Raw genomic sequence first — 15,660 nt, forward strand, 5'->3', positions numbered from 1 at the left:
TGCGGAGATACTGACATGAGCTCTCGTACGCTTACCCTGATAGGCGCTTCACTGGTCATGGGCCTTGGGGCTGCATGGATGGCCGACTCCTGGCTGAGCGCGCGGCTCAATGCCAGCCCGGATGACCACTTTCGAAGTGTGGTGGTCGCCACGGTAGAGATTCCATTCGGGCAGATGGTCGAGGCCCAGCAGGTCACGACCGTACGCATGCCCATGGATACGATCCCGGACGACGCCTTCGATGCCAGCGAAAAAGCCGTGGGCAAGATCGCAACGTTCGACATTCTGCGGGGCGACATCGTGCGCGGTGCGCGTCTGAGCGAGCACCTGGGGGGCAGCACCCTGGCCTCTTTGATTGCTCCTGACAAACGCGCCATATCGGTACGTGTGGACGATGTGGTCGGCGTGGGCGGATTCCTGTTGCCGGGTAACCGGGTCGATGTACTGGCGACCAAAACCACCAATGCCGGCGGTAACAGCGCCACGTCCAGGACCATCCTCGAGAACCTGCGGGTGTTGGCGGTGGATCAGACAGCGGGTACCGACAAGACCCAACCGGTCGTGGTGCGCGCAGTGACTCTGGAGATGTCGACCGCCGAGGCTGAAACCCTGGTCACGGCGCAAACGGAAGGGAAGTTGCAATTGACCTTGCGCAACCCGCTGAACGCCGAGAAACAAATCGCGACCGTTGCGCCTGCCGCACCGGTCATGGCGGTGGCTACCGCCACAGAGCCAAGACGCGTGGTGCCGCGTGGTAATGGTGAGAGTGGCAGAGCCGTCACCGTTATCCGCGGGACCGAAGCCAAAGTGGTCAACATTCGCTGACGGTGTGCAACAGGTGCCTGGGCACCAGGTTATTGGCGGAGCCGATCCGGATCCGTATCGGCAATCGAGGGCTTGATGATGAATCTTCGTATTCAGCGGCCGTTCATTTCGACGCCAAGGCGCCAGGAAGGATCGGTGAGTGCATTGATGGTGATCGCGTTGGCGGCGATGGCCATGATGGCGGCGTTGGCTCTGGACGGCGGGCATATGATGCTGAACAAAACGCGTCTGCAGAATGCGGTGGACGCCGCCGCCCTGAGTGGCGCCAAAACCCTGAGTCAGGTGGAGGGGGGCGTCAACAGTGTCAGCGCGGCCACCGCGACGCGTACCGCCGCGCTCAATACGCTGACACAAAATGCCAATGCTACAGGCAACAACGAATTGGCCACGGCGGTCGGCGGCAATGCAGGCGCATTTGCAGTGGTGGAGCTGGCAAGCAGCGTCTATGGCCCGTTCTCCTATCCCGGGCCAACGGATGCCAAGTACGTTCGGGTATCGGTAGCGAGCTATAGCCTGACGGGATTTTTCTGGAGCTTCGCCCAGTCATTAGGCGCCCTGGGGAACAAGGCGGTGGCGGCGATGGCCACCGCGGGACCCAGCCCTACCAGCCCCTGCGATCTCGCGCCTTTGATGGTCTGTGGCGACCCGGCTCAATACAACCCGGGCGCCGGTATGTTCTGGGGCTTCCAGTTTGGTGATCTGAAGGTATTGAAGACGGCTTCCGGCAATCAGTCGCCCATTGGTCCAGGCAACTTTCAGTTGCTCGATTTTGGCTCGGGCGGCAATGCGGTCAGGGAGGAGATGGCCGGAGGCGGCCAGGTCTGCCGCAATGTGGGAGACAACGTCACGACCGAGCCTGGCAACAAGGTCGGCCCTGCGTCTCAAGGCCTGAATACGCGCTTCGGCATTTACAACGGTCCGGTCAGTGCCTCGGCCTATCCGCCGGACCTGGTGACCACGTCCAGTAATCCCGCAATCACTGACGACGGCACAGGCCCGAAGTACCAGGGGCAAACCATTACCTCGAGCAATGGCAATCTCACGGCGGGCGGCAACTCGATACTGGACTACAACGACTGGCGTGCGAGCGTTGCCGCGTGTGTGGCTGGGGGCAGTGGCTGTCAGAGCAATGGGGTGTTCGAGCGCCGGATGCTGAAAATCGTGGTGGGCAACTGCGCCGGGAAAAATAGTGGTTCAACCTCGATCCCCGTCCTCGGTTTTGGCTGTTATTTCGTGGTGCAGCCCATGAATGGCGGCGGCGGGGAAGCGGAGATCTTCGGCCAGTTCGTGAAGGAGTGCGAAGGCGACAACGTGGCCGGCCCTTCGCCGTCCACCGATTCCGGCCCGCAGATCATTCAGCTCTACAAAACCTATCTCAACGGCAGCGGCACTCCGAGCACTGACTCGTAGGGGGCGTCATGAGACTTCATGGATTTAAACATCGGCAGTGCCAGCAAGGCCTGGCCTTGGTGGAATTCACCCTGGTCCTGCCGGTGTTGCTGTTGATGTTACTGGCCTTCGGTGAGTTCGGCCGCATGTTCTATCAGTACAACTTGTTGCTGCAGGCCAGTCGCGATGCCGACCGTTTCGTCGCCAGCCAGGCCTGGAACTCGACGCTGGGTGCGGTCGCTCTGAGCAGTACGCTACTGACCCAGACGAAAAACGTTGCGGTGTATGGCGTGCCGGCCAACACCGGGACCGCTGTGGTGTCAGGGTTGACGACTGGCAACGTGGTCGTTGCCGCGGTGGGCACCGACCATGTTCGGGTCACCATCACTTACACGTTTTGCCCGGTGATTGGCGCTGGCAATTGCGCCGGAGCGCTTCCCGGTTTTTTTGGTAATCAGATTGCACTGGGCATTCCGCTGGTCGCCACTACCGTGATGAGGGCACTGTGATGAATCGCAAACACATGCGCGGCACCTATGTGGTGGAGTTCGCCGTCATTGGTCTGTTGGTGTTCACGCTGTTGTTCGGCGTAGTGGAAATGGGCCGCCTGTACCTCACGGTCAATGCGCTGGATGAAGCCGTACGGCGTGGTACGCGCCTGGCGGCGGTATGCAATATCAGCGATCCGGTGGTGTTGCGGCGGGCGATCTTCAATGCCGCGGGCAATGCAGGTAATAGCCAGCTGATCGGCGATCTGGCCACCACTCACCTGACGTTGACCTACCTGGATGTAAACGGTGCACAGGTGGCCAACCCCGCTGATCTGGTCAGCGTCAATGGTTTTCGTGCAATCCGCTATGTCCGGTTGAGCCTGCAAAACTTCGTTTTCAATCTGTTCATTCCCGGGTTCGGCGTGCCCATTACCTTGCCTACATTCAGGGCAACGTTGCCACGCGAAAGCCTCGGGCGTCATTCCGATTCCGGGGAGATCACGCCATGCTGAATACCAAGGACACCCCACTCGCCAGTTCTACCGGCAAAGCCGGGCTCAGGTTGCTGATCAGCAGCCGTGATGCCACGTCGTTGCGCGACCTGCAAGGCGTCTGCCAACGCATGCCCAGCCTGGAGGTGAGTACTCGGCTGGTGAGCAATGGGCATGTCGACCCGCTCTACGGCCTGGACCGGATGCCCGATCTGTTGCTGTTGCGCGTCAGCCACCTGTGGCGCGAGGAGCTGGCGGCACTGTTGCAGCGCCCGGCCCATGAGCGCCCACCGATGTTGGTGTGCGGTCTGCTGAGCGAACAGGAAGGCATGCGCCTGGCGATGCAGGCCGGCGCCCGTGACGTGCTGCCGGAGCCCGTCGCCGAGACGGAACTGGTCGCCGCCTTGAATCGGCTGGTCATGGAGGTTCGAACCGGCAGCGGGACAGTAGGGAAATTGCTCGCCGTGATCAGCGCCAAGGGCGGATCCGGCGGCACCATGCTGGCCTGCAACCTGGCCCAGCAGCTCAGTATGAAGGGTGGCTGTACTCTGTTGCTGGACATGGACCTGCAATTTGGCAGCGTGACGCATTACCTGGATGTGGCGCAGTCGCACAGTCATCTGGAGGTGTTGCACCAGATCGACGGCATGGACAGCGTCGCGTTACGCGGTTTTTGCAGCCACTTCAGCCCGACCTTGCATGTGCTGGGTGGGCGGGCCGGCGAGCTGTGCCTGCCGCAGGATGCCCAGCCCGAGCAACTTGATACCTTGTTGCAATTGGCCCGCGCCAGCTATGACTGGGTAGTGATCGATCTGCCGCGGCAAATCGACCACCTCACCGGCTCCGTGCTGGAACAGGTGGATCGGGTGTACGTGGTGGTGCAGCAGAGCGTCAGCCATTTGCGCGATGCCAGCTCTCTGGTGCGGATTCTTCGCGAAGACTTGGGTGTGCGTGGAGATCAGTTGCAGATAGTGGTCAACCGCTATGACAAGACGGCAGCGGTCAGCCTCAAGGATATCGGCGAGGCGCTGCGCAGCACGAACCTGTCGAAATTACCCAACGACTTCAACCTGGTCAGCCAGAGTCAGAACACTGGCGTGCCGTTGGAGCTGCATGCGCCGAAGGCGGCGATCACCGTTGCCCTGCGCAACGTGGCCGACGACTTGGTCGGCAACCAGATGGCTGGAAAAAAAGGTGTGTTCAAACGCGCCTTCAACCGTTTTTTCGGGGGGTGACCCATGATCAGCGACTTTCGTAACCGCTTGCGCAAACAGTCCGCTAAACCCGCCTCATCGCCGGCTAGCCAGCCGGGTGACGACCTGCCGGATCCGGCTGAGGAAATAATGGCGTGGGAGCGTGCAACGCCGGACGTTCTTTACGAAACCAGAAGTCAGGTCACCCCGGTGGAAGCCGAGTGGCGAGAAAAGATCTACCAGCAGTTGCTCAAGGTCATGGACCTGTCCTTGCTGGACACCCTTGAACAGGCTGAGGCCGCACGGCAGATTCGCGATATTTGCCAGCGCCTGCTCGATGAGCATTCGGCACCGGTGAGTACTTCCAGCCGCCAATTGATCATCAAGCAGATCACCGACGAGGTGCTCGGCCTTGGCCCTCTGGAACCCTTGCTGGCTGACCACAGCGTGTCCGACATTCTGGTCAACGGTCATGCCTCGGTCTATGTCGAGCGCTTCGGCAAACTGCAACGCACCGATGTACGCTTTCGCGATGATCAGCATTTACTGAACATCATCGACCGCATCGTCTCCAGCCTGGGCCGGCGTATCGATGAGTCGTCGCCCTTGGTGGACGCCCGGCTCAAGGACGGTTCGCGGGTCAACGCGATTATCCCGCCGCTGGCCATCGACGGTCCGAGCATATCGATCCGGCGCTTTGCGGTGGACCTGCTCAATACCGACAGCCTGATCCAGGTGGGGACGTTAACCCCGGCCATTGCCCTGCTGCTCAAGGCGATTGTCCGTGGGCGCTTGAACGTGCTGATTTCCGGTGGTACCGGCAGCGGCAAGACCACCATGCTCAATGTGCTGTCCAGTTTCATTCCGCACAACGAGCGCATCGTCACCATCGAAGACTCGGCCGAATTGCAACTGCAGCAGCCCCACGTGGTGCGCCTGGAAACCCGGCCTTCGAACATCGAGGGGCGTGGCGAGGTGAGTCAGCGGGAGTTGGTGCGCAACAGCCTGCGGATGCGTCCGGACCGTATTGTGATCGGCGAAGTGCGCGGCACCGAGGCGCTGGACATGCTGACAGCCATGAACACCGGCCACGATGGCTCGTTGACCACGATCCATGCCAACACCGCGCGCGATGCGTTGGGGCGGGTCGAGAATATGGTGTCGATGACCGGGGCGACCTTCCCGATCAAGGCCATGCGTCAGCAGATCGCTTCGGCCATCGATGTGGTGATCCAGCTGGAACGCCAGGAGGACGGCAAGCGCCGCCTGGTCAGCGTGCAGGAGATCAACGGCATGGAAGGGGAGATCATCACCATGACCGAAATTTTCTCCTTCGCGCGCCATGGCATGGGTGAAAATGGCGAAGTGCTGGGTGATTATCGGCCCAGCGGCATGATCCCCGCCTTTCGCGATGTGCTGGCCAAGCGCGGCATCGAGTTGCCGCTGACGATGTTCAGGCCTGAGTGGATGGAGGCTCGGCAGCCATGAACCAGATTCCCGGTGAATTCATTTTGATGTTCCTCGGCATGGTGTTTATCGCCGTCTTCCTCCTGTCCCAGGGGGTGGCGGTGCCGGTATTCGGCGAGGCCGGCAAGATGCGCAAGCGCATCCGCGGTCGCCTGCACGTACTGGAGAAAGCCAATAATTTGCCCAACATGCAAACGGTATTGAGGCAGAAGTACTTGACGCGTTTGTCGCCACTGGAGGCCATGCTTGAGCAGTTGCCTTTTATGGAAACACTGACGCAAATGATCGAGCAGTCCGGGCACGAGTACCGGGCCTATCGGGTATTGCTGCTCGGGCTGGTGCTGGGTGTCTGGGCGGGTATTTTGATCTGGATGGTCTCGTCAGTCTGGTGGATGGCGCTGGTGGTGGGGGTGGCGGTCTTCTGGTTACCCATACTGAAAATCTCTCGTGACCGTGGCAAGCGTTTCGCTGCGTTCGAGGAAGGCCTGCCGGACGCGCTGGATGCCATGTGCCGCGCCTTGCGCGCTGGGCACCCATTCAACGAAACCCTGCGTCTGGTGGGCGAGGAGCACAAGGGGCCGGTGGCTCATGAGTTTGGCCTGACTTTCTCCGATATCAACTATGGCAACGATGTACGCCGGGCCATGCTCGGCTTGCTGGAGAGGATGCCGAGCATGACGGTGATGATGCTGGTGACCTCGATCCTCATCCATCGCGAGACCGGCGGTAATCTGACAGAAGTGCTGGAACGTCTGAGTCGGCTGATCCGCGGGCGCTTCCGCTTTCAGCGCAAAGTCAAAACCCTGTCGGCGGAAGGGCGCATGTCGGCCTGGGTGCTGGTGGCGATTCCCTTCGTGCTGGCGATCGCGATCATACTCACCACCCCCAGTTACATGCCTGTGCTGATCAATGATCCCATGGGCCGCAAGCTGATCATCGGGGCGTTCTGCGCCATGTTGATCGGGATTTTCTGGATACGCAAAATCATCCGGATTCAGGTTTAAGCGCTATTCGCTACCGAGAGGTACAGTTCATGGACTTTTTACTCGGGTTGTTCAGTCGGGTCACGGCAAACGAGGAGATGGCGCGTCTGTTGTTCCTCGCCGTGATCGGTTTGAGTACGGTGCTTGCGGTTGTCGCCGTGATCTTGCTGATGATGGGGCTTCAGGATCCGGTGCAGCGTCGTCTGGCGCTGATCAAGCGTGGTCATTTAGGCAACACGACCGGACAGGACGCTCCAGGTAACCTGCAACTGTTGCTTGAGCGGGTCGGCCAGCGCTTTGCCTCAGCCGAATCGGCTCAGACGTCCGTCACCCAGACCCTGTTGATGCATGCGGGATACCGCTCCTCGTCGGCGGTGCAGATGTACTGGGCGGTACGCTTGATGTTGCCGCTGTTGTTGTTCGGTATTGCGTTGCTGCTGTTGCCGATGATTCCCAAGGTTTCCCTGGTCATGGGGCTACTGTTGGTGGTCTTGGTGACCGGTATCGGATGGCTGGTGCCAGCGCTGTATGTCGCCAAGCGCAAGCAGTTGCGACAAGGTCGGCTGCGTGCTGCGTTTCCGGATGCGCTGGATCTGATGGTGGTGTGCGTGGAGTCAGGCCTGGCCCTGCCCACGACGATCGAACGGGTGGCTGAGGAGATGTCGGTCAGTCAGGTCGAACTGGCTGAAGAACTGGCCCTGGTCAATGCGCAAATCCGTGCGGGCATTTCCAGTACCGAGGCGCTCAAGCAACTGGCCTTACGCACTGGCCTGGATGACGTGCAAGGGTTGGTCAGTCTGTTGGCACAAAGTATCCGCTTCGGTACCAGCGTGGCCGACACCTTGCGCATCTATGCTGATGAGTTTCGCGACCGGCGTACGCAGGCCGCCGAAGAGATGGGGGCGAAAATCGGTACCAAGCTGGTATTTCCGCTGATTTTCTGTCTATGGCCGAGCTTCTTTCTGGTCGCTATCGGCCCCGCCATGATCGGAGTACTCAAAGCATTCGGGTGAGGTAAAACGGCCGGAGCCTGTCGAGCGCGATGGCCTTGTCACCCAAGCCTGATCTGAACTTGATCTACACATCTCCCGCAGGCTGCGATCTTTTGATTTTTCTGGCAGGCAATTCGTTGCCTGGGCCTTTAATTCAGAAGATCGCAGCCTGCGGCAGCTTCGGGAGTAATTTGATAAGGATTGGATAATGTGTAGATACCACTGCTTTCCTGCACACGACATCAAGCCCGGCTTTGCAGCCAGGCTACTCTGGACGACACCAGAGGCTGATCACCCATCGATAGGCCTCAGTTGCCGATGGTCATTTGTCCCGCTGAATCCTGGTCATAAAATTCCGGAATCGGGTAGTTGAAGCTATTGAGCCAGCGCTGCATGGCCAGGTCACGTTCGGTAGCCGAAGCGGTTTGCAGGTGAGGGGAGGCAACCACACCGCGAATCTGCAGCTGCAACCACTGTTCGGTACCTTGTTGATACGGCGAAGAAGGGCCCGGCTCAATGGCCCAGGCAGTGGTTGACAGGCAAGCCGTGCACACGATCAACAGCCTTTTGGTATTCATCTCGACTCCTCGTACGTTCTACTTGTTCGCACTGGTAGAGGCATCGGCTACCTCAGTCTTGCGATTCCCATCGGTAGCCACCACTTTTTTGGCGGAGGTCTTGAGTTTTTCCGCGCGGGTTTGAGCCTCTACGACTTGCTTGGGGCTCAAGTCGGCGCGGGTCACGAGTTCGGCTGCCGCCTTCCAGTTATCCTGATAGATCAGCAACGTCACCATGTTGAGTGCCGCCAGTGTGTTTGCCTGCTTGAGCTCCATGGCTGTCATGAACTCAAAGCGTGCTTCGGGGATCCGTCGCTGATTGAGGTAGACGACCCCCAGGTCATTTCGCATTCTGTCGTCGGTGGGGGCCATCTTCACCGCACGCTCAAGGTGAGTGGCAGCGCTGGCGTTGTCATTCTTGGCTGCGGCCAACTGGCCCAGGCCATGTTCCCCTTCAGCCGCCAGACAGGTGCCGAGCAAGCCTTCGTACAACGGCTGCGCGTCGCCGCTACGCCCCATCAGGCGCAGTACCCGAGCCTTGCGCAGGCGAACCTGGACCAGGTTATCGGGCAATCCTTCCAGATTCGCCAGGCTGGCATACAAACGGCCTTCGTCGGCCATGTTGTCGGCCAGGTTCAGGGCCAGTTCTTGCTCCGAATCGGGCTTGGCACAGCTGGCCGGTCGCGAAGACAGACCATTGCTGGCACAACCTGCGAGCATTAATGTCGCCGCTATTGCAATGACTGCTTTCATCGAAGGTCCCCTGGCTGCAACACGTTGAACGCCTGGCCAATGGCAATAAGGCTGGCCCGGCAAGTGTTCAAAGTCACCGCTACGCGTGAGGGCGAGACAAGTCTGGTTCAGGCTCCGGTTCATTGCGAGAGCCCGCTGCGACTGTCGAAGTCGCCATTTTCCAGGAAAAACATGCGGTAGAAGTTCGGGTCGTAATTGCGTAGCTGTTCGCCAGGCAATGACGGTAGTTGTGCATTGGCAGCCAGTGGCTGGACCAGATGCGGGGTAACGATCATCAGCAGTTCGCGCTCTTCACGGTTGATGGTGTTGTCGCGGAAAAACGCGCCCAGAACCGGGATATCGCCCAGCCCCGGAAACTTGTTTACCTGGGAGTTGTTGCGGGAGCTGATCAGGCCGCTGATGACGAAGCTTTCGCCATCAGCCAGGGAGATGCTGGTATCGGTCCGGCGCACGTTCAGGGCCGGGACGACCGTACCGGCGATGCTCACGGCGTTGGTGAAATCCAGTTCACTGACTTCCGGCGCCACCTTCAGCGCGATACGGTTTTTCCCGACGATGGTCGGCGTCAGGGTCAGGCGGATACCGAATTCCTTGTACTCGATGGACACGTTATCGCTGCCTGAACTGGGCACCGGAATCGGTATTTCACCGCCGGCCAGGAAGCTCGCACTCTGCCCGCTGAGCGCTACCAGGCTTGGCCGCGCCAGGGTGTAGGCGAAGCCGCTGCCCTCCAGCGCATTGAGCGCCACCAGGGTACTGCCGGTAGCAAACGTGAGGTTGAAGTTGTCGTTGTTCACCGGTATTGACGGCGTGACAATGCCGCCGATGGTGGGCAAGGTTCTCGGCGAGCCGAACAGCCAGTTGCCACGGACGCCGAAAATCGAGGCGGAGGCTTCCTTGAGTTTGGTCCGGCTGACTTCAACGAAGCGGATATCGGTCTGCACCTGGCTCGGCAGCAACGGGTCGTCGGAGGGCACCGACGGCACACTGGTCAGCGCCGATGTGGCTCTACCCTTGACGAACACCATGCTTTGGCGTGGCGTTTTCGAACAGGCGGTCCAGACCATCAGGCTGGTGGTCCCCGGCGCAATGCCCGTGAGTATGAACGCGCTGCTGCCGCTGGGCTGCACGTCGGCAATTTTCGGGTCACCCACCGCCAGTTGCGTCACCGGAACGGGGCTGCGCAGTTCATTCTGCAGCCCCTGACCGACCTCGTACGTTGTCGGCCAATTGTCCAGTTGTGAACAATTGGCCGGCGCGGCCTGAGCCGCATCCACGCTGAGGCCCATCCAGAACAGGCCATGGATAATTCGCTTGAAAGCGGGCTCGGTACGAAAGCTCATTAAGGACATCCTCGCTGGATAGGCCATCTTCAGGCTGACTAAGTTGTCTCGGATCACTCACGGGGACCGGACTACCTCTCCCAATGCGCCAGACCACTTATCCACGGCCTTGGCGTTATTCCTTGCGTGCTACACATGAGCGGGCGCAATTCGCTGATCTGGCTGGATAGCGAGCGACCATTGCTGAAACGGTTTTCAGTGATCCGGTGACCTGGACTGCCTGTCGGAGCGATACTCGCGCCTATGGTTCGACCTGGTCCCCCCGGAAAGTCATCGGCAATGCAGGTACAGAGCCGGAAAACGCCTGCCAGGATCATGGTGAGGTAACTCCTTTTGCCAATCCGCTATCTGATCACTGAAGCTAACGTGAAAACTCGAGCCGTTATGACTTCTTGTAGTTTGAAGGTAGTTCAATCAAACCAAAGTGCCATGAGATAGAGAGAAAACTATTGGTGCAAAGGCTGGAGCTAGGCAGGCGGACGCTGCGGAAAAGGTCGCAGCACAGTGCGGTTGCCTGAAGTTGACGGGGTGCGCTGAAGGAAAAAAAAGGCCCGCATGCTCAAGCATGCGGGCCTTTGGCATCACTGATTGATAATCAGTGCTTGCTGTCCTGGTTCGACAGCGCCAGCAGCTGCTTTTCCTGGTTCCAATCGAAGGGCTCGTCGTTCTGTTCGGCTTCGAAGCGGCGCTCTTCCAGTGCCTGATACAGGTCGATTTCATCATCGGGCATGTAGTGCAGGCAGTCGCCGGCGAAATACCACAGCAGGTCGCGCGGGACCAGGTGAGCGATTTGCGGGTAGCGAGTGATGACCTGGCACAGGATGTCCTGGCCCAGGTACTGGCTTTCGATCGGGTCGACAGGCAGTAACGCAAGCAGTTCGTCGAAGCGCTCAAGGAACAAGGCATGACTTTCGTCGGGAACCTGCTCGGCCTCACCTACGGCGACCAGGATGCTGCGCAGGTGGTCGAGTAAAACGAGATGATCGGCAACGATGTTGGACACGAGATAAGTCCTCAAGAGCAAAACGGGCGCGGGAGTATAAAGCGCCCGCGCCCGTTTTTACATGTTTGAGGGGATCAGCGGACTTTTCCCTTGGCCAGTGCCAAGGCCTCTTGGTCAAAGTCATCGACATCGATCACCTTGCGCCGAGCCACTTCGGCTTCTCGCAGGGTTTGGGCCTCCACCGGCTGCAATACGCCAGCCTCGAGGGCGGCATCGATCACCGACTCGCCGGCCACCGGTTTGACCTGGCCACTTTTGAGTGCCATATGCAGTTTTTTCTGCAGCGGCTGTGCGGTGCTCAACAGATTGCAGGCGTGTTGCAGTGCACCGACCGGATCGTCGCTCGCTTGCGGGCGGTAGCACCCCAGGAGCACTTCTTCCAGTGCCGGGTCGCCCTTGGCGCGGCCGATCACCCCTGCGACTTCGGCGCCGAGTTTGTCCGATGGCCCTTTGTGCCGGCGCCCGAACGGGAACACGATCACTCGCAACACACAGCCCACGACTTTGTTCGGGAAGTTGCTCAGCAGTTCATCCATCGCCCGTTCCGCCTGGCCCAGGCTTTCTTCCATGGCCCAGGTCAGCAGTGGTGTCATGTACTGCGGTGAGTCAAGGTCGTTGTAGCGCTTGAGCGCGGCGGACGCCAGGTAAAGGTTGCTCAATACGTCGCCTAGCCGTGCGGACAGGCGTTCGCGGCGTTTCAGTGCGCCGCCCAGCAACATCATGCTCAGGTCGGCGAGCAGGGCGAAAGCAGCGGCCTGACGGTTGAGTGCGCGGAAATAACCCTGGCTGAGTTTGTCGCCCGGGGTGTGTTCCAGATGCCCGAAACCGAGATTGAGCACCAGCGTACTGGCGGCGTTGCCCACGGCAAAACCGATGTGCTTGAGCAGCAGGTCATCGAATTCTCTGAGCGCCTGATCCTTGTCTTCACGGCCGGCGAGGGCCATTTCCTTGAGCACGAACGGATGGCAGCGAATCGCGCCCTGGCCGAAGATCATCAGGTTGCGCGAGAGAATGTTCGCGCCTTCGACGGTGATGAAAATCGGCGCACCGTTCCATTTGCGGCCGAGGTAGTTGTTCGGCCCCATGATGATCGCCTTGCCGCCGTGCACATCCATGGCGTCGCTGATGCAGTCGCGGGCGCGTTCGGTCAGGTGGTACTTGAGAATTGCCGACAGCACCGACGGTTTCTCGCCCAGATCGACTGCATTGGCGGTCAGCATGCGGGCGGCGTCCATCATCCAGGCGTTGCCGCCAATGCGGGCCATGGCTTCCTGGATGCCTTCGAACGAGGCAATCGGCACATTGAACTGCTCGCGAACCTGAGCGTATTGGCCCGTTACCAGACTAGTGAACTTGGCCATGCCGGTGCCCACCGCCGGCAGGGAAATCGAACGCCCGACCGACAGGCAGTTCATCAGCATCATCCAGCCTTTGCCGAGCATCTCCTGGCCGCCGATGAGGAACTCCAGCGGGACGAACACGTCCTTGCCCGAGTTCGGGCCATTCATGAATGCCGCGCCCAACGGCAGATGCCGGCGGCCGATCTCGACACCGGCGATGTCGGTCGGAATCAGTGCCAGGCTGATGCCCAGGTCTTCCTTGTCACCCAGCAGATGATCCGGATCGTAGGCCTTGAAGGCCAGGCCGAGGAGGGTGGCCACCGGACCGAGGGTGATGTAGCGTTTTTCCCAGTTCAGGCGCAGGCCCAGGACTTCCTGGCCCTCCCATTCACCTTTGCAGATCACTCCAGAGTCCGGCATGCCGCCGGCGTCGGAGCCGGCCAGCGGACCGGTCAGGGCAAAACACGGGATGTCGTCGCCGCGCGCCAGGCGAGGCAGGTAATGATTGCGTTGTTCGTCGGTGCCGTAATGCAGCAACAGTTCGGCCGGGCCGAGGGAATTGGGGACCATCACGGTTGAGGCAAGGTCGCCGCTGTGGCTCGCCAGTTTCATCGCCACTTGCGAGTGGGCATAGGCGGAGAAGCCCTTGCCGCCAAACTCCTTGGGGATGATCAGGGCGAAAAAGCCGTTGTCCTTGATGAATGTCCAGGCTTGCGGCGGCAGGTCCATGGTTTGACCGAGCTGCCATTCACTGACCATGGCGCAGAGTGTTTCGGTCGGCCCGTCGATGAAGGCCTGTTCCTCTTCATTCAATTGCGCCTTGGGATAGGACAGCAGCTTGCTCCAGTCCGGACGGCCACTGAACAGTTCGCCGTCCCACCAGACCGTGCCAGCGTCGATGGCATCGCGTTCGGTTTGCGACATCGGCGGCAGGGTTTTCTGGAACCAGTTGAACATCGGCGCGCTGAACAGTTTGCGGCGCAGGTCGGGCAGCAGCAAAGGCGCGGCGACGGCGGCGATCAACACCCAGAAAACCAGCAGCAGCCAGCCCGGTGCGCGGCTGAAAGCGCCCATGGCCACAACATAGATGGCCACGATGACCAAGGCGGGCAGCGGGGCGATGCGGCGGTGGGCCAAATAAGCAATCCCGACCAGCAAAACCAGTATCCACAACAACAGCATATTCATTCCTCCGTGAAACCAGGGCGAACCAGCCCACAGAGCTTAGACGGCATCCGCGAAACAGGCTGGTTGGAGCGATGTGATTCGAATCGTGGGAAACCCCGGATGATTTTCGTGCGACAAATGGGCCGCACACGTGGGAAATACGTTCATTGAGCGAGCGGCAAAGCGGCCATGTTTGGCCGAAACGTCGTTATCTCTGTGCTGAAGCTCTCGCTAGACTCGGGGCTTCCCCAGGAGATTATTTTCATGCGCGAGTATCTGAGTCCCGGCCGCTTCATCGATAGTGACCATCCGTCCGTGGTGGAGTTCGCCGAAAAGCACCGTGGCGCCAGTCGCGATCCGCTGGAGCAGGCGATCAGTCTCTATTACGCCGTGCGCGAAGCGGTGCGCTACAACCCGTACACGTTCAGTCGCGACCCGCAGACCCTGCGCGGCAGTTATGCGCTGGCGGCCGGGGAGAGTTATTGCGTGCCCAAGGCCACGTTGCTGGCAGGTGCAGCGCGGCATTGCGGGATTCCCGCGCGGATCGGCCTGGCGGATGTGCGCAATCATTTGTCGACGCCACGGCTGCTCGAATTGCTCAAGAGCGACATGTTCGCCATGCACGGCTACACCGAGTTTTACTTGCAGGATCGCTGGGTCAAGGCAACACCCGCGTTCAACCGCAAACTCTGCGACCTGTTCAATGTGGCGCCGCTGGAATTCGACGGGATCAACGACAGCGTTTTTCATCCCTTCAACCGCGATGGCGCGAAGCTGATGGAGTACCTGGTCGATCACGGCCAGTTCGCCGACGTACCTGAAGCGTTCTTTTTCGAACACCTGGAAAAGTGCTATCCGCACCTGTTCGGTGAGCAACAGCAACCACTATTGGGCGACATGCAGAGCGATTTGAGTCGCGCCTGATCCGGCGTATGCTGCCTGCCCACTTACCGAAAAAGAGGCGGTCATGCTGAAGATCTGGGGTCGGAAAAACTCGTCGAATGTCAGAAAACCATTGTGGGCCGCCGAAGAACTGGGACTGGCCTACGAGGCGATCGATGCCGGTGGCGCCTTTGGTGTCGTCGATACACCCGAATACCGCGCCATGAATCCCAATGGTCGCGTGCCTGTCATTGAAGACGACGGTTTTGTGTTGTGGGAGTCCAACGCCATCGTGCGTTACCTGATGGCCTTGCATGCCGACGGCACGGCCTGGTACCCGAATAGTCCCAAGGCCCGGGCCACTGCCGACAAGTGGATGGACTGGACCACCTCAAGCTTTGCCGGCCCGTTCCGTACCGTGTTCTGGGGTGTGCTGCGTACCCCGGCAGACCAGCAGGACTGGCCCGCCATCAAGGCGGCGATCAAGGAGTGCGACACGCTGCTGGCAATGGCCGATCAGGCGTTGGCGAACAAGCCCTACCTGTCCGGAGACGAGATCGGCATGGGCGATATTCCCCTGGGCAGTTTCATTTATGCCTGGTTCGAGATGCCGATCGAACGTGCGCCACAACCGCATCTGCAGGCCTGGTATGGCCGGTTGAAGCAGCGTCCGGCGTATCAAAAGGCGGTCATGACCGCGTTGACTTAATACTCACTATCGACACGCTTGACTGTACTTGTGTGGCGGCGACAAGCACCATTGTGCCACTCCGCTGCGGTTGTT

At 59.9% G+C, this 15,660-nt stretch carries 15 protein-coding genes; 10 read left to right on the plus strand and 5 right to left on the minus strand.

Annotation, left to right across the window (positions count from 1 at the left end):
• Positions 1 to 15: 15 nt before the first annotated feature.
• The 8 genes from cpaB to KW840_RS02685 all read left to right on the plus strand — a co-directional run bounded on the left by cpaB (position 16) and on the right by KW840_RS02685 (position 7,852).
• A complete protein-coding gene (gene cpaB / locus KW840_RS02650; protein ID WP_218494383.1) occupies positions 16 to 825 on the plus strand; it encodes a Flp pilus assembly protein CpaB in 810 nt (269 codons plus the stop codon).
• A 75-nt stretch (positions 826 to 900) separates the two neighbouring features.
• Positions 901 to 2,235 carry a Tad domain-containing protein gene (locus KW840_RS02655; RefSeq protein WP_218494384.1) on the plus strand — a complete coding sequence of 445 codons (1,335 nt, stop codon included), beginning with the start codon at positions 901 to 903 and terminating at the stop codon, positions 2,233 to 2,235.
• An 8-nt stretch (positions 2,236 to 2,243) separates the two neighbouring features.
• On the plus strand, positions 2,244 to 2,723 hold the full coding sequence (locus KW840_RS02660; protein ID WP_218494385.1) for a TadE/TadG family type IV pilus assembly protein: 480 nt from the start codon (positions 2,244 to 2,246) through the stop codon (positions 2,721 to 2,723).
• The gene (locus KW840_RS02665; protein WP_218494386.1) at positions 2,723 to 3,217 is read left to right on the plus strand and encodes a TadE/TadG family type IV pilus assembly protein; all 495 of its coding nucleotides are present in this window, start codon (positions 2,723 to 2,725) and stop codon (positions 3,215 to 3,217) included. Before KW840_RS02660 ends, KW840_RS02665 begins: the two co-directional genes overlap by 1 nt.
• Positions 3,211 to 4,431, plus strand: a complete 1,221-nt coding sequence (locus KW840_RS02670) for an AAA family ATPase (RefSeq protein WP_218494387.1) — start codon at positions 3,211 to 3,213, stop codon at positions 4,429 to 4,431. The genes KW840_RS02665 and KW840_RS02670 overlap by 7 nt, the downstream gene beginning before the upstream one ends.
• A gap of 3 nt (positions 4,432 to 4,434) precedes the next feature.
• Positions 4,435 to 5,877: a CpaF family protein gene (locus tag KW840_RS02675; protein ID WP_218494388.1), complete on the plus strand. Its 1,443-nt coding sequence runs from the start codon at positions 4,435 to 4,437 to the stop codon at positions 5,875 to 5,877.
• Positions 5,874 to 6,860 (plus strand): type II secretion system F family protein, encoded by a 987-nt coding sequence (locus KW840_RS02680; protein ID WP_218494389.1) that lies wholly within the window; start codon positions 5,874 to 5,876, stop codon positions 6,858 to 6,860. The genes KW840_RS02675 and KW840_RS02680 overlap by 4 nt, the downstream gene beginning before the upstream one ends.
• Before the next feature lie 29 nt (positions 6,861 to 6,889).
• On the plus strand, positions 6,890 to 7,852 hold the full coding sequence (locus tag KW840_RS02685) for a type II secretion system F family protein (protein WP_218494390.1): 963 nt from the start codon (positions 6,890 to 6,892) through the stop codon (positions 7,850 to 7,852).
• Positions 7,853 to 8,139: 287 nt separating this feature from the next.
• Here the strand turns inward: KW840_RS02685 and KW840_RS02690 are convergent, their stop codons facing one another.
• From KW840_RS02690 to KW840_RS02710, 5 genes are all read right to left on the minus strand, one after another.
• Positions 8,140 to 8,409, minus strand: a complete 270-nt coding sequence (locus KW840_RS02690) for a DUF3613 domain-containing protein (protein WP_218494391.1) — start codon at positions 8,407 to 8,409, stop codon at positions 8,140 to 8,142.
• 18 nt (positions 8,410 to 8,427) lie between these two features.
• Positions 8,428 to 9,141 carry a tetratricopeptide repeat protein gene (locus KW840_RS02695; RefSeq protein ID WP_218494392.1) on the minus strand — a complete coding sequence of 238 codons (714 nt, stop codon included), beginning with the start codon at positions 9,139 to 9,141 and terminating at the stop codon, positions 8,428 to 8,430.
• A 119-nt stretch (positions 9,142 to 9,260) separates the two neighbouring features.
• A complete protein-coding gene (locus KW840_RS02700; protein WP_218494393.1) occupies positions 9,261 to 10,484 on the minus strand; it encodes a type II and III secretion system protein family protein in 1,224 nt (407 codons plus the stop codon).
• A gap of 595 nt (positions 10,485 to 11,079) precedes the next feature.
• Complete coding sequence (locus tag KW840_RS02705) at positions 11,080 to 11,487, minus strand: PA2817 family protein (RefSeq protein ID WP_007972361.1); 408 nt, start codon at positions 11,485 to 11,487, stop codon at positions 11,080 to 11,082.
• A 74-nt stretch (positions 11,488 to 11,561) separates the two neighbouring features.
• Positions 11,562 to 14,009: an acyl-CoA dehydrogenase gene (locus tag KW840_RS02710; RefSeq protein WP_218494394.1), complete on the minus strand. Its 2,448-nt coding sequence runs from the start codon at positions 14,007 to 14,009 to the stop codon at positions 11,562 to 11,564.
• A gap of 249 nt (positions 14,010 to 14,258) precedes the next feature.
• Here KW840_RS02710 and KW840_RS02715 point away from each other — a divergent pair, with 249 nt between their 5' ends.
• Positions 14,259 to 14,918, plus strand: a complete 660-nt coding sequence (locus KW840_RS02715; RefSeq protein ID WP_057713694.1) for a transglutaminase family protein — start codon at positions 14,259 to 14,261, stop codon at positions 14,916 to 14,918.
• Between the two features lie 43 nt (positions 14,919 to 14,961).
• Positions 14,962 to 15,585: a glutathione S-transferase family protein gene (locus KW840_RS02720; RefSeq protein ID WP_090457223.1), complete on the plus strand. Its 624-nt coding sequence runs from the start codon at positions 14,962 to 14,964 to the stop codon at positions 15,583 to 15,585.
• Positions 15,586 to 15,660: the final 75 nt, after the last annotated feature.

It is taken from the genome of Pseudomonas sp. PDM30 (assembly GCF_019218985.1).
GTDB lineage: Bacteria > Pseudomonadota > Gammaproteobacteria > Pseudomonadales > Pseudomonadaceae > Aquipseudomonas > Aquipseudomonas jessenii.